Source organism: Micromonospora sp. WMMA1923, assembly GCF_049179195.1.
In the GTDB taxonomy this organism is placed as follows: domain Bacteria; phylum Actinomycetota; class Actinomycetes; order Mycobacteriales; family Micromonosporaceae; genus Micromonospora; species Micromonospora yangpuensis.
This window is the reverse complement of record NZ_JBMHLZ010000001.1, coordinates 1009811-1024297: the sequence shown is the minus strand read 5'-3', so window position 1 is coordinate 1024297 and position 14487 is coordinate 1009811. Positions and strand designations below refer to the sequence as shown.

At 73.8% G+C, this 14487-nt stretch carries 12 protein-coding genes and 1 riboswitch; of the genes, 5 read left to right on the top strand and 7 right to left on the bottom strand.

The window, feature by feature from the left end; all coding sequences use genetic code 11:
- The first annotated feature begins 118 nt into the window (after positions 1 to 118).
- Both ACN28G_RS04685 and ACN28G_RS04680 read left to right on the top strand, forming a co-directional pair.
- Complete coding sequence (locus ACN28G_RS04685; RefSeq protein ID WP_421478503.1) at positions 119 to 3802, top strand: hypothetical protein; 3684 nt, start codon at positions 119 to 121, stop codon at positions 3800 to 3802.
- Between the two features lie 104 nt (positions 3803 to 3906).
- Positions 3907 to 4779 carry a hypothetical protein gene (locus ACN28G_RS04680; protein WP_421478502.1) on the top strand — a complete coding sequence of 291 codons (873 nt, stop codon included), beginning with the start codon at positions 3907 to 3909 and terminating at the stop codon, positions 4777 to 4779.
- 60 nt (positions 4780 to 4839) lie between these two features.
- On the opposite strand, the gene pspM is transcribed toward ACN28G_RS04680, so the two are convergent.
- The 6 genes from pspM to rimO all read right to left on the bottom strand — a co-directional run bounded on the left by pspM (position 4840) and on the right by rimO (position 10125).
- The gene (pspM, locus tag ACN28G_RS04675; RefSeq protein ID WP_091435586.1) at positions 4840 to 5631 is read right to left on the bottom strand and encodes a phage shock envelope stress response protein PspM; all 792 of its coding nucleotides are present in this window, start codon (positions 5629 to 5631) and stop codon (positions 4840 to 4842) included.
- A 60-nt stretch (positions 5632 to 5691) separates the two neighbouring features.
- Positions 5692 to 6555, bottom strand: coding sequence for a PspA/IM30 family protein (locus tag ACN28G_RS04670; RefSeq protein ID WP_091435585.1), 864 nt, complete (start codon positions 6553 to 6555; stop codon positions 5692 to 5694).
- A 218-nt stretch (positions 6556 to 6773) separates the two neighbouring features.
- Entirely contained in the window at positions 6774 to 7232 is a 459-nt protein-coding gene (locus ACN28G_RS04665; protein ID WP_421478500.1) for a helix-turn-helix domain-containing protein, read from the bottom strand.
- A gap of 164 nt (positions 7233 to 7396) precedes the next feature.
- Positions 7397 to 7915 (bottom strand): CinA family protein, encoded by a 519-nt coding sequence (locus ACN28G_RS04660; protein WP_421478499.1) that lies wholly within the window; start codon positions 7913 to 7915, stop codon positions 7397 to 7399.
- Between the two features lie 51 nt (positions 7916 to 7966).
- Positions 7967 to 8548, bottom strand: coding sequence for a CDP-diacylglycerol--glycerol-3-phosphate 3-phosphatidyltransferase (gene pgsA, locus ACN28G_RS04655; protein WP_421478497.1), 582 nt, complete (start codon positions 8546 to 8548; stop codon positions 7967 to 7969).
- A 59-nt stretch (positions 8549 to 8607) separates the two neighbouring features.
- A complete protein-coding gene (rimO, locus tag ACN28G_RS04650; RefSeq protein WP_091446147.1) occupies positions 8608 to 10125 on the bottom strand; it encodes a 30S ribosomal protein S12 methylthiotransferase RimO in 1518 nt (505 codons plus the stop codon).
- A 55-nt stretch (positions 10126 to 10180) separates the two neighbouring features.
- Positions 10181 to 10252, top strand: a riboswitch (guanidine-III (ykkC-III) riboswitch).
- A gap of 83 nt (positions 10253 to 10335) precedes the next feature.
- Here rimO and sugE point away from each other — a divergent pair.
- Together sugE and ACN28G_RS04640 are read left to right on the top strand one after the other, a co-directional pair.
- Positions 10336 to 10650 (top strand): quaternary ammonium compound efflux SMR transporter SugE, encoded by a 315-nt coding sequence (gene sugE / locus ACN28G_RS04645; protein WP_091435581.1) that lies wholly within the window; start codon positions 10336 to 10338, stop codon positions 10648 to 10650.
- 85 nt (positions 10651 to 10735) lie between these two features.
- Entirely contained in the window at positions 10736 to 10987 is a 252-nt protein-coding gene (locus ACN28G_RS04640) for a hypothetical protein (protein ID WP_091435580.1), read from the top strand.
- A gap of 144 nt (positions 10988 to 11131) precedes the next feature.
- Here the strand turns inward: ACN28G_RS04640 and ACN28G_RS04635 are convergent, their stop codons facing one another.
- Complete coding sequence (locus tag ACN28G_RS04635) at positions 11132 to 13588, bottom strand: FtsK/SpoIIIE family DNA translocase (RefSeq protein ID WP_091435578.1); 2457 nt, start codon at positions 13586 to 13588, stop codon at positions 11132 to 11134.
- 117 nt (positions 13589 to 13705) lie between these two features.
- On the opposite strand from ACN28G_RS04635, the gene ACN28G_RS04630 reads away from it, so the two are divergent.
- Positions 13706 to 14176, top strand: coding sequence for a YbjN domain-containing protein (locus ACN28G_RS04630; RefSeq protein ID WP_091435577.1), 471 nt, complete (start codon positions 13706 to 13708; stop codon positions 14174 to 14176).
- Positions 14177 to 14487: the final 311 nt, after the last annotated feature.

Genomic DNA, 14487 nt, shown 5'->3' with positions numbered 1-14487 from the left:
CAGCCCTCCGGCGGTCGCATTCTGTTGTCGAACGACCACCTCTCGTCAGCAGACCACCACGTGGGGGCGGGCCGCCGACCGGCGGGCCGGCCCGCCCGTGCCGCGACCCGGGAGCGTCATGGCCATGTTCCGCAGACTCCGGCACACCTGGCTCGACCGGCTCACCCGGGGCACCACGAGGGTGCCGGCGGCCCGTACCGGCGAGTCGGCCGCACCGGCGGCGACCACCCCGACCAGCCTCGACCCGGCCGCCGTACCCCGCTGTTTCGGGCCGGTGCCGAACTTCGCCACCAGCGGACGGCCGGTGCCGACCGCCGCCGGCCAGGTGGTCCGCGGCACCGGCCTGCGCAAGTTCGTCGACGCGCTGCCGCTGCCCGGCCCGCACGGCCGCAACGCCCTCGGCGGACACCTGCCGGTGGCGATGCCCGACACCATCACCTACCCGGGCTGCGACTACTACGAGATCGGGTTGCAGGAGTACCGCCAACGCCTGCACCGGGACCTGCCCACCACCCGGCTGCGCGGCTACCGCCAGCTCAACCTGGGCACCGACCCGACCGGGCACAACACGCTCACCCCACCGGACCGGCCGTACCTGCACGGTCCGCTGATCGCCGCGCGACGCGGCCGGCCGGTGCGGGTCAAGTTCATCAACCAGCTGCCCACCGGCCGGGCCGGCGACCTGTTCCTGCCGGTCGACCCGTCGGTGGCCGGGGCCGGGACCGGCCCGCTGGGCGGACCCGCGCCGTACCCGCAGAACCGGGCGGTGCCGCGCCTGCAGGGCGCGCTCACCGGCTGGACCAGCGCCGGCAACCCGCTGCACTGGGTGACCCCGGCCGGCGAGATCACCCCGTACCCGACCGGGGTGGGGTTGACCCACGTGCCCGACATGCCGCCGCCGGGTGCCGGCGCCACCACGTTGTACTACCCGAACGACCAGAGTGGCCGGCTGATGTGGCTGCACGACAACACGCTGGGGCTGGCCCGGCTCACCGTCTACAGCGGGCAGCTCGCGCCGTACCTGCTTACCGATCCGGCCGAGGATCAGCTGGTCGCCGACGGGGTGCTGCCCACCGAACAGCTTCCGTTGATCATTCAGGACAAGACCTTCGTACCCGACGACGCGCAGCTGGCCGCGGAGGATCCGACCTGGGACCGGGACCGCTGGGGGGCCCGGGGTGACCTCTGGCATCCGCACGTCTACCAGCCCCGGCAGAACCCGTACCACCCGTCGGGAGGCAACCGGACCGGCCGCTGGGACTACGGCCCCTGGTCCCGACCCGAGGACCGCCCGGGCCCGCCCCGCGACCCGTCCGGCGGCCACGACCCGTCCAGCGGCCGCGACGTGTCCGGCGGTCAGCGACCGGACGCACCGGCGCCGGTGTCCAACCCGCACCACGACCCGGTCACCGCACCTGACGAGCCGCCGCTGACCCCGGGGGTGCCGCACCCGAGCGCGGTGCCCGAGGCGTACGGCGACACCCCGGTGATCAACGGCTGCGCGTACCCGTACCTGGTGGTCCGGCCGAAGGCGTACCGGTTCCGGATCCTGAACGCGTGCGCGGACCGCAGCCTCAACCTGGGGCTGTACCGGGCCGCCTCGGACCAGCCGATGTGGCGTCCCGACGGCAGCCTCGCCGACGCCGACGCCGGCGAGGTGCCGATGGTGGAGGCGGTCCGGGCCCCGGGGCGGCCGCCGCACTGGCCGGTCGACGGACGCGACGGCGGGGTACCCGACCCGCAGGCCGCCGGCCCGGACCTGATCCAGATCGGCAACGAGTGCGGGCTGCTGCCCGCCCCGGCGGTGCTCGCCGCCCGACCGGTCGGCTACCGCTACGACCGGCAGGACCCGACCGTGCTCAACGTGGCCGGCCACGCCCTGCTGCTCTCCCCCGGCGAACGGGCCGACGTGGTGGTCGACTTCTCCACCGTCGCCCCGGGCAGCGTCCTGATCCTCTACAACGACTGCCCGGCGCCGCTGCCCTGCTTCGATCCCCGCTACGACCAGCACAGCGCCGCACCCGACCGCACCGACGTCGGCGGGCCACCCCGGACCCGCCCCGGGTACGGGCCGAACACCCGTACCCTGCTGCAGATCCGGGTGCACGGCGCGGCGGACCCACCGTACGACCGGGACCGGCTGGCCGAGCGGCTGCCCGGCGCGTACGCGGCCAGCCAGCGCCCGCCGATCGTGCCGCAGCCGGTGTACGACCGGGCCTTCGGCACCCGCACCGCCCTCCAGACCGTGGTGTCGGCGCACGCCGATACGGTCGAGATCACCCCGGTCGGTGCCGCCGGGCCGGTCACCCTGCCCCTGGCCGTCAAGGGGGTACGGCCGATCTTCGACCGCGACCACGGACGCCGCACCGGCCGGCTCGGTGTCGGGCATCCGGTCGGCGGCCCGGGGAACCCGGCCGTCCTGCCGCTGGGCCCGAACGACCCGGCCACCGAGGTGCTCGACGTCGGCGACCCGGCCATCCCGGTCGGCGCGGTCGGCGACGGCACGCAGCTCTGGCGGATCGTCGGCGCCGACCGGGTGACCCAGCCGCTGCACCTCGACGGCTGCGACGTGCAGCTGGTCAACCGGGTCGGCTGGGACGGCGCGATCCGGCCACCGGACGACAACGAGCGGGGGTGGAAGCAGATCGTCCGGGTCCACCCCCGCGAGGACGTGATCGTCGCGGTACGCCCGTTCGCACCGCTGCTGCCGTTCAAGCTCGGCGACAGCGTCCGGCTGCTCGACCCGCTGCGCCCGGCCGGCGCACCCGTCGGCGAGGCCGACGTCAGCCCCCTCGACGGACGGCCGGCCCGGGTGGTCAACCACCAGGTCAACCTGGGCTGGGAGTACCGCTGGCACAGCCAGCTGGCCGGCCACCGGGACCTGGGGATGAGCCGGCCCCTGGTGCTGCGGGTCTCGCCCCGGGCGCCGTCGGGCCTGACCGCGACCGCCGTCACGGGCACCGCGACGGCGCTGCCGGCGATCGCGCTGGCCTGGACCGGCAACGGTGGCCGGCCGGCGGCCAGCAGCCACCACCTGCAACGCGCCACCGACCCGGGGTTCACCGCGGGGGTCACCGGGCTGACCGTGGCCGCCACCGCGACCCGCTACGTGGACGCCACGGTCACCCCGGGGGTGACCTACCACTACCGGATCCGGGCGGAGAACGCGGCGAGCTGCTCGGCGTGGTCGAACAGCGTCCCCGCCTCGGTCGAGCTGAACCCGCCGACCGGGCTGGTCACGGCGATCCCCGCCACCGCCCCGCTGCGGGTCACCCTGACCTGGCGCAACCGTTCCTTCGCCACCGGCGTCGACGTGCAGCGGGCCACCAACCCGACCTTCACCAGCGGTCCGACCACCACCGCGATCGGGGTGGCCGAACACCACCTGGACCCGGTCCTCGCCCCGGAGACCACGTACTACTACCGGGTACGCACCACCTACCTGGGGGCCGTCTCCGCCTGGTCGACGCTGGCGACGGCCACCACGCCCCCGGTGCCGAGCGTGCCGCACACGGTGGCGGCGACGGCCAGCGCACCGGCGCCGGAGACCGCGACGGTGATCCTCACCTGGGCGTGCGCCACGCCCACCGGGGCCGGCTCCGGGTTCGTCGTGCAGCGGGCCGCCGACCCGCGGTTCAGCCGGGAGCTGGTCACCTTCACCGTCACCGGACGCGGCTTCACCAACAGCGGACTCACCCGGGGAACCACCTACTTCTACCGGGTCCGGTCGTTCAACGTCGTCGGCACCTCCCCGTTCACCGGCCCGATCCCGGTCACCACCGCCCCACCGGACCGGCCCTGACCGCCACTGCCGATGGTCCGGGTTTCGGTGGCGAGTTGTGCCACGGACTGAACCGTGGGCTCCGCCTTCCGTAGTTCCCGCACAGTCTCCGGAAAGGACGGTCGATGGCCCCGAGCACCGACCAGGAGTGGTTGGACTTCGTCCGCCACTACCTGGCTGATCACCGCGCCGGCAGGATCCGGGTCCGCGACGAGAAGGTGGTGATGGACCGGGCCGCTCATCCGGACGTCCGCGACAACCTGCGCCGGTGGACGAACATCACCCGCCGGGAGTACGGCGGGCCGATGGCGATGCCGGAGCGGATCAGGGCGCAGCTCGTCCGGGACGGTGTCCTGCCGGAGTGGCTGGACAGAGTGGCCATGGCGGGCGAACTCACCCCCCTCGGCTACCGCAACGCGATGGCGCAACTCGCCCAGCGGTGCCACGAGCAGGGCGGTCGACTCCCCGCGCGGACCGACACGGTCGAGGTCACCGTGTTCACGGCCCGCCGACTCCCCGGGTGGACCCGGCTCAAGGCCGAAGAACAGCCGTTCGACATCGGCCGGCGACTGCGCGATCTCGACCGGCAGGCCCACGTCAGCGACACCGTCCTCACCACGCTCGCCGAACACGGCTGGTCCGCGCTGCTCAGACCCGGATCAGCGGCGCACAGGCGGCTGGCGTGGCTGCAGAGCTACGAGCCGGCACTGCCGAATCGGCGGAATCCGGAGACCTACCTCCCGGGCCCGGCCCGCCCGCTCACCTACCGGCCGAGGGAGGTGCCGGCCTACGACGGGACGCCAGGCCCGCCCGCGTACCCGCCACCGCCGCCCTACCCCGGGCCGCCGCCGGAGCTGACGGCCGCCATGGCGGCCGTCAACCTGTCGCCTCCGGCCACTCCCGCCGCTGGTAGCTCGGCCAGCGCCAACTCCGCCCCACCGGCTCAACCCGCGTCCTGGCACCGCAGCAACCGATCCGGCCGGGCACCCGGCCCGTGACGGGGATGCCACCGGTTTCCGCGAATCGGCAGCGGGCGGGCCCGGTCAGCAGCAGGCGGCTCAGGTGGTGGGGGTGCGCAGCCGGGCCGGGCCGGTGGCGCGCAGCTCGGCCAGGGCCGAGGAGACGCCGTGCAGCAGGTCGGTGGCCTCGGTCAACCGGGATGCGGCGACGTGCTCCGTGCCGGTGGGGCGGGAATCCTCGGCGAGGTAACCGGCGGCGGCGACCACCAGCTGCTCGTACGCGGTGACCCCACTGGTCAACTGCTCTACCAGCTCCCGGTGGGCGTCGGCCAGCGGCGAGCGGGGCTCGGCCGGCGCCAGCCGCAGCGCCCGTTCCACGCTCACCACCCGGCCGGCCAGCTCCCGCAGCGACCGGTCGGCCTCGGCGGCCTGCCCGAGCACGGGAGCGGCCAGCCCGGTCAACCGGCCGGACATCCCGCCGAGAGCCAACGCGGCCTGGTCCAGCCGGGCCCAGAGCGGGGCGACCGAGGTGCCCCGCAGCGCCACCCGGGACCGGACCCGACGCACCTCGGCCAGCACTCCCGCCCCGGCGGGCAGCCGTTCGACGGCGGCGACCAGGCGGGCCCGGGAACGGGCCGCGGCCTCGGCCGGGTCGACCGGGGCGGGCGCCGGCTGGGCGGCAAGCGCCCGCAGGTCGATCCAGCGCCAGACGGCCATCGCGACGGCGGTGCCGGCAGCCCCGGCCCAGGCCGCGTCCGGCAGACCCACCCCCGCGTACGGGATGAGCACGGCCGCGGTGCCGCCGAGTCCACCGGCGGTGACGCTCCACCGTCGGGCCGACCGGCGCAGCCGGCGCAGTCGGCGGAAGTACCGTTCCCGCTCGTCCGTCACCCGTACCTCCTCATCCCGCGCACCCCTGCGGTGCCCACCGGAGCGACCCCGTCGGCCTGGTCAGCCGGCGGGAGTGGCGTCCCCGGTGCCCCGGTCCTTCGACATGCTGGCCCGCAGCTCGTCGAGGCGGGCGGCGGCGGCCGGGTCGCCCGCCGGCGCGGCCGGCTGGGCCTCCGACGCGGCCGGCCGGGCGCCGAGCTGCTCGCCGGCCATGCTCGACCGGATCTGCTCCAGCCGGGCCGAGCCGGCCATGTCGACAGTCGACTTCTGGATCTCCATCATCCGGCCCTCGACGGAGTTGCCGGCCAACTCGGCCCGGCCCATCGCGGTGGCGTACCGCTGCTCGATGCGGTCACGGACCTCGTCCAGGGCGGGGGTGTTGGCCGGGGCGGTCAACGACGACATCGACTCCAGCGAGGCGGCCACCGTCTCCTGCATCTTGGCCTGCTCCAGCTGGCTGAGCAGCTTGGTGCGCTCGGCCAGCTTCTGCTGGAGGATCATCGAGTTGTTCTCCACCGCCCGACGGGCCTGGGCCGCCGCCGCCAGCGCCTGGTCGTGCAGGGTCTTCAGGTCCTCGGTGGCCTGCTCGGCCGAGACCAGCTGGCTGGCCAGGGTCTGCGCGGACTGCTCGTAGCGGCCGGCCTCGGTCTCGTCACCGCCGGCCCGGGCCCGGTCGGCCAGCACCAGCGCCTGTCGCGCGTTGGCCTGCAGCCGCTCCACCTCGGTCATCTGGCGGGACAGCTTCATCTCCAGCTGACGCTGGTTGCCGATCACCGCGGCGGCCTGCTGGACGAGCCCCTGGTGCTGGCGCTGCGCCTCCTCGATGGCCTGCTGGATCTGCACCTTCGGATCGGCATGCTCGTCGATCTTGGCACCGAAGAGCGCCATCAGGTACTTCCAACCCTTGACGAACGGGTTAGCCATCTTCGCCGTGTCCCCTCAGTCGCATCGCTCCGCCTACGCCGTACCGGACGGAGCCGGACCGGCGACGCGCGGCACTGGATCCATCGTCCCAGGCGCACGCCAACCCGGCATCGGGTACGCCAACGGACGCCGGCCAGGCCAACGCTTTGCAGGCAACCCTACGCGGCGGAAACCACCCCGGCCACGGGTGGGACGCCCCGGTCAGGGGTGCGGGACGCTCAGGCGGCGCAGACCACGTCCCGGTCGGTGGACCGCACGCGCTTGCTGCGCAGGGTCGCCTTCAACGGCGAATCGTGCCGGACCGAGACCGACACGGTGCCGTCGGCGGTGACCTGGCGGACGCCCCGGCCGGTGGCCTTGCGCACGGCGGTGGGACCCACCGGGGCCGGCTCCGCCGGGGCGGGTGTGCCCTCCTGGACCGGCACCAGCACGCCGGGCATCTGCTCGGCGAGCGCCACGGTGTCACTGACCTCGCGCAGCAGCTCGGAGAGGCGGGCACCGAGGGCGTCGCAGATGGCGGCCAGCAGCTCGCTGGAGGGCTCCTTCTGGCCGCGCTCGATCTCGGAGAGGTAGCCGAGACTGACGTTGGCGGCGGAGGAGACCTCGCGCAGGGTGCGGTGCTGCCCCTGACGGCGCGCCCGCAGCGCGTCACCGATCACCCGGCGTAGCAGGACCATGGCACCTCCCCCTGAGGGACACTCACCCGGTGGACACACGCCGGACGGGGCGTCACCACGCCGACACGGGCCGACCACCGGGCCTTCCCGCAACCGTACCCGTTGGCGCGCCGCCTGACATCCCACCCCGCCCGCTGATCACCGGCCCGGTCCGGTCGACGGCCTCACCGGCGGACCACCTCCAGGGTGTCGATCTGCTCGGTGAGCAGCCGGAGGGCCTCGATCACCGCCGCCGCGCGGATGTGCCCCCGCCCACCGTCGAGATCGAGTTGCCGGACCGTGCTCCCGTCCGGACCGGCCACCGCCAGGTAGACCAGGCCGACCGGCTTGCCGTCCTGCGGCTCCGGTCCGGCCACCCCGGTGGCGGCCACCGCCCAGTCCGCGCCGCACCGCCGTCGGCCGCCCTCGGCCAGGGCGACCGCCACATCCGGATCGACCGGTCCCCGCGCGGCCAGCAGGTCCGCCGGCACACCGGCCAGCTCGGCCTTCATCTCGGTGGCGTACACCACCAGGCCGCCCCGGTAGACGCCGCTGACCCCGGCGATCTCCACGACCGAGGCGGCCAACAGCCCGCCGGTGAGCGACTCGACAGTCGCCAACGTCTCGTGCCGCTGCGCCAGCCGGTGCACCACCCCCGCCGCCGGACTACCGACCGGCAGTTGCCCGTTCGCATCGCTCTCCATTGCTCACCCGTTCCCCCACCGCACCGCCCCAATCATCGCGTCCGGCTCGCCTCACCGGGCCGCCGTGGGGCGGCGCAGGCGCAGCGCCCGGGCCAGGTAGTCGAAGCCGGTGACCACGGTGACCAGGACCGCCGCCCCCATGATCCAGTCGCCCACGACGGTGAGGGCGGCCGGCATCGGCCAGAGGTACCAGGCGATGGCCAGGGTCTGCAACGCCGTCTTGAGCTTGCCGCCCCGGCTGGCCGCGATCACCCCGTGCCGGATCACCCAGAAGCGCAGCGCGGTGATGCCCCACTCGCGTACCAGGATCACCACGGTCACCCACCAGGGCAGCCGGTCGTAGACGGAGAGCAGCAGCAACGCCGCGCCGGTCAACGCCTTGTCGGCGATCGGGTCGGCGACCTTGCCGACGGAGGTGACCAGCCCGAAACGACGGGCGATCCAGCCGTCCACGAAGTCGGTGAGCGAGGCGAACCCGAAGATCAGACAGGCCAGCATCTGCCAACCCGGCCGGGTCGTCCCGGAAACGACCACCAGCACCACGAAGACCGGTACCAGGGCCAGCCGCAACGCGGTCAGGGCGTTGGCGGCGTTCCACACCGACACCGGAGCGGCCACCGCTCCCCCGGCCACCGCGGCGACCCGGTCAGGCGTCCCCGGTACCGCGTCCCCCGCTGGGCTCGGCGACGCCGTCACCGGACCGCGCCGGGCGCCGCCGAGATCATCTCGTCCGGTACGGCCACCAGGTCGACCCCTTCGGTGCCGGTCACGGTGGCGCGGACCAGGTCACCGGGGCGCAACGCGACGAGGTCGACGCCGCCGTCGACCGGGGCGACCAGGGTGGTGGAGCCGTCCACCTCGGGAGCCTGGTGGGCCGCCCGGCCCTCCACCACCCCGTCGGTGACGCTGTCGACGAGCACCTCGACGCTGGTGCCGAGCCGTTCCTCGGCACGCTGTGAGCAGAGCTCGTCGGCCAGGGCGGCGAGCCGGTCGTACCGGCGCTTGATCGTGGCGGCGGAGACCTTGCCCGGCAGTCCGGCGGCCTCGGTGCCGTCCTCGTCGCTGTAGTCGAAGACGCCGATCGCGTCGAGCCGCGCCTCGGTCAGGAACCGGACCAGCTCGGCCACGTCGGCCCGGGTCTCCCCCGGGAAACCGACGATGAAGTTGCTCCGCGCGCCGGCCTGCGGGGCCAGCGTCCGGGCCCCGGCCAGCAGCTCCAGGAACCGGTCGGTGGAGCCGAATCGACGCATCCGGCGCAGCACCGGCTCACTGGAGTGCTGGAAGGACAGGTCGAAGTAGGGGGCCACCCCCGCCGTGGTGGCGATCGCCTCGACCAGCCCCGGGCGGGTCTCGGCCGGCTGCAGGTAGCTGGCCCGGACCCGGACGATGCCGTCGACCGCGGCCAACTGCGGCAACAACTTCTCCAGCGCCCGGGGGTCGCCCAGGTCCTTGCCGTAGGAGGTGGAGTTCTCGCTGACCAGGACCAGCTCGCGAACGCCGGTCTTGGCCAGCCACTCCGCCTCGGCGAGCAGCTCGTCCGGGGTACGCGAGACGAAAGCGCCCCGGAAGGCGGGAATGGCGCAGAAGGTGCAGCGGCGGTCACAACCGCTGGCCAGCTTCAGCGAGGCGACCGGCCCGGTGTCCAACCGGCGGCGCAGCACCTGCCGCAGGTGCGCCGGGGTGTGCTCGTCGGTCTCCATCGTCGCGCGGGTCGGGGTGCCGTGGCCGGGCAGTGACACCGCGCTGTCCCGGCGGGAGACCGGGGTGAGCGGCAGCAGCTCCCGCCGGTCCCGCGGGGTGTGCGCGTCGATGGCCGTGCCGGCGACCACCGCGTCGAGCCGGGCACCGATCTGCGGATAGTCGTCGAAGCTGAGCACCGCCTGCGCCTCGGGCAGACTCGCGGCCAGCTCCCGGCCGTACCGCTCGGCCATGCAACCGGCGGCGACCACCTTGGCACCGGTGTCGGCGGCGGCCAGCAGGGTCTGGATCGAGTCCTGCTTGGCCTTCTCCACGAAGCCGCAGGTGTTGACGACCACCACGTCGGCGCCCTCGCCGTCGGTGGTGACCTGCCAACCGTCGGCGTGCAGGCGGGCGGCCAGCTCCTCCGAGTCGACCTCGTTACGGGCACAGCCCAGGGTCAGCAACGCGACCCGGCGGCCGTCGGGGGTGGCGTGGTCGTCAGGGGTGGCGGGGGAGGTGGCAGACACGATCCGAGGGTACCGGGCGCGGCACCGCCGGCCGCACACCGGCGGTGCTATGGTCGCGACGGTGGCCCGGTACGCCGTGGCCACCCCGGACGAGTCGTGGGCGTACCCGGTCAGGCCAAGACGCCCCGCGTGGAAGCTCGCGCGGCAGGACACTGCGCGCGAGGAGACTCGTCCCGGTCCCGGAGGCCGGGCCGGCCCGCCGAGGTGGATCTCATGGCCTGGATCGTATTGGTGATCTCCGGACTGCTGGAGACCGCGTGGGCGATCGCCCTGGACCGGAGCGCCGGGTTCACCCGGCTGGCGCCCTCACTCGTCTTCCTGGTCACCCTGGTTCTCAGCATGCTCGGCCTGGCGTACGCGCTGCGCGACATCCCGGTCGGCACCGGCTACGCGGTCTGGGTGGGTATCGGCGCGGTCGGCACCGCCGTCGTCGGCATGGTGGCCCTGGGCGAGTCGGTCAACCTGCCCCGGATCCTCTGCCTGCTGCTGGTGGTGGCCGGCGTGATCGGCCTGAAGGTCTTCCACTGAGTGCTTCGCCCGGTGCTGTTTGGACGGTGCACCACCGTGGGTACTGCCTGACCGACGCCGAAGATCAGTCGACCAGGAGGACATCATGGCGAACATCCACACCGGCACCCGGGGCCGTTCCAACACCAGCACCGCGCGGATCCTGACGATCGCCGGTTTCGTCTTCGCCGCCATCGGCATCTTCGTGTTCCCGCTGCTCTTCGGCCTGATCGCGGTGGGTCTCGGGGTCGCCGGCGCGCTGCAGGGCGACAAGCCGCTCGGCTGGTACGCCGCCGCGGCCGGGGTCGGCGCGATCCTGCTCAACATGATCCTCGGCGCCCTGATCATGAGTTCCTGACATAGCCGCCGCACCAGCACCACCGCGCGCGACGGGCCCGCCGGGAAGATCCCGGCGGGCCCGTCCGCGTCCGGGTCTCCCGGTGTCGGCCCAGTCGTCGCCGCGGGCCCAGTCGTCGCCGCGGGCCCAGTCGTCGCCGCGGGCCTAGTCGTCGCCGCGCAGGCCGGCCAGGACCTCTTCCAGCTCGTCCGGCTTGACCAGCACGTCGCGGGCCTTGGAGCCCTCGGACGGGCCGACCACCCCGCGGGTCTCCATCAGGTCCATCAGCCGGCCGGCCTTGGCGAAGCCGACCCGCAGCTTGCGTTGCAGCATCGAGGTCGAGCCGAACTGCGAGGTCACCACCAGCTCCACCGCCTGCACGAGCAGGTCCAGGTCGTCGCCGATCTCCTCGTCGATCTTCTTCTTCGGATCCTGGACGGGGGTCAGCACGTCCGACCGGAACTCCGGCTCCCGCTGGTCCTTGCAGAACTTCACCACGTCGGCGATCTCGCGCTCGGTCACCCAGGCGCCCTGGATCCGGACCGGCTTCGACGCGCCCATCGGCAGGAACAGGCCGTCGCCCCGGCCGAGCAGCTTCTCCGCGCCGGGCTGGTCCAGGATCACCCGGGAGTCCGCCAGCGACGAGGTCGCGAAGGCCAGCCGGGACGGCACGTTGGCCTTGATCAGGCCGGTGACCACGTCCACGCTCGGTCGTTGGGTGGCCAGCACCAGGTGGATGCCGGCCGCGCGGGCCAGCTGGGTGATCCGGACCACCGAGTCCTCGACGTCGCGGGGGGCGACCATCATCAGGTCGGCCAGCTCGTCCACGATCACCAGCAGGTACGGGTACGGGCGCATCTCCCGCTCACTGCCCGGCGGGGCGGTGATCTCCCCGTTGCGGACCTTGCGGTTGAAGTCGTCGATGTGCCGGACCCCGTTGGCGGCGAGGTCGTCGTAGCGCATGTCCATCTCGCGGACGACCCACTCCAGTGAGTCGGCCGCCTTCTTGGCGTTGGTCACGATCGGGGTGACCAGGTGCGGAATGCCCTCGTAGCTGGTCATCTCGACCCGCTTCGGGTCGATCAGCAGCAGCCGTACCTCGTCCGGGGTGGCCCGGGTCAGGATCGACACCAGCAGGGTGTTCAGGCAGCTCGACTTGCCCGCCCCGGTGGCCCCGGCCACCAGGATGTGCGGCATCTTCGCGAGGTTGGCCACCACGTAGCCGCCCTCGATGTCCTTGCCGAGGGCGACCACCATCGGGTGGTGGTCGCTGGTGGCGGCCCGGGAGCGCAGCACGTCACCGAGGGCCACGTTCTCCGGGTCGGTGTTCGGGATCTCCACCCCGACCGCGCTCTTGCCCGGAATCGGGCTGAGGATCCGGACGTCGGGCGACTTCACCGCGTACGCGATGTTGCGGGACAGCTGGGTGATCCGCTCGACCTTCACCCCGTGGCCCAGCTCGACCTCGTACCGGGTGACCGTCGGGCCGCGGGTGAAGCCGGTGACGTCGGCGTCCACCCCGAACTGCTCGAAGACCCCGCGCAGCGCGGCGATCACCTCGTCGTTGGCCTTGCTGCGGGTCTTCGGGGCGGCCCCGCCGGAGAGCATGTTCGCCGGCGGCAGGGTGTAGTCGCCGGCCAGCCCGGTCAGCGCGAGCTGCTCGGCCCGGGTGGGCGCCGGCGAGTGCTCCGGTGGCTCGGCCGGCTTGCGGCTGGCCGGGACCTTCGACGGTGGCTTGCGCGGCAGCACCATCGTCTGCTGCAGGTCGACGCCCTCGTACTCCTCGTCGTCGAGGTCGTCCGGGTCGGACGGCGGGGGCGCGGCGCGCTTGGCCGGCCGGCGGCGGGCCGGTTTCGCCGGCGGCGCCTCGGCCTCCTCGTCGTCGTCCGGCGGCGCGACCACCGTGCCGGCGAGCAGACCGAGCCGTTCGGGGATCTTGTTGATCGGCGTGGCGGTGACCACCAGCAGGCCGAAGACCAGCAGCAGGATCAGCAGCGGCACCGCCACCCAGCCGGTCACCGCCCGCTGGAGCAGGTCACCGACGCCGGCACCGATCAGCCCCCCGGCGTAGTCACGCTGGGTCTGGTCGACCGGATTCTGTCCGATGTGCAGCAGGGCGGCGAAGGCGACCAACATGGAACCCCAGCCGACCAGCCCACGCCCCCGGTGCTCCGGGTCGCCCGGCTCCCGCATCACCCGCCACGCCCCGATGGAGAGCAGCACCGGCACCACGATGGAGATCGCGCCGAGGAAGAGCCGGACGGTGTCGGCGAGCCGTTGCCCCACCGGGCCGGCACCGGAGAACCAGATCGCCACCGCGCTGAGCAGGGCGATGCCGAACAGCAGCAGGCCTGCACCGTCGCGACGGTGCTCCGGGTCGAGGTCCCGGGCGGAGGCGGCCTGCCGGCCGGCGGCGCGTACCGCCCAGCCGACCCCGTGGGCCACGCCCATCCAGGTCGTACCGATGGCCCGGCCGATCAGGTTCGCGGGGCCGGGACGGGCCGCGGCCTTGCGCCGGACGGGCGCCTTGGCCTTCTTCGCCGGTTGCCGGGCACGGTTGTTCGTGGTTCCGCGCGGCGACGCGCCGCGCCGCCGGCTCGCCTGAGAGGTACGGCCCGCCATAGGGTCACCGTAACGGCGTAGGCCGGTGGACCGCCGCTTTTGCGGGTCGTGTCCGCGCGTCGCAACACGGCCTTTGCCGCCAATCGTGATATTCGCCTCTCCAGGAAGGGATCTCGGATGGTGTCGCCGGCTTTCTCCGACGATCCTCTCGTCGGGCACCCGTCGACGCTGCGCCCGCTCACCGGCGACCTCGTCGCCGCCGTGCTGGTCCAGCGGGGTCGGTCCGTGCACACCGCTCCGGACGGCAGCCACTACAGCCGCCAGGGCGACACCGTGTTCTGGTTCCTGCGGCTCGGTGCCGCCGGAGAGGTGCTGCAGGTCCGCACGGTGACCGCGCCGACCTTCAGCATCGAGCGGGTGCCGGCACTGCACGCCTTCTGCAACGACTGGAACCACGGGCAGCTCTGGCCGAAGGCCTTCGTCCACGTCGACGACGCCGGCCAGGCCCGGATCCACGGCGAGGCGGTCACCGACCTGGAGCGTGGGGTGACCACGCACCAACTCGACCGGCTCCTCGACACCGGCATCTCGGCCGGCCGCCATCTCGCCGCCGCCGTCGGCCGCCACCGCGACGGGTTGCCGCGGTGACCGGGTGGGACGGACTCACCGGCCGGGACGGGGTCGTAGGGCGCGACCGCACCGCCGGGCGGGAGGGCCAGTCGCTGGTCGAGGCCCTGGCGGACGCCCGGGACCAGCCGGACGGCCCGGACCGCGCCGCCGACCTGGAGCGGGTCGCCCGCCACGCCGACGCGCTCGGCGACACCGCGCGGTCGCTCCAGGCCCGCGTCGAGCTGATCGAGACGTACCTGCGGCAGGACGAGCAGTGGCGGCTGTTCGATCCGGTACGCCACTGCCTCGACACCCTCGACCGGGCGCGGGTCGACGAACCGCCGTCCCCG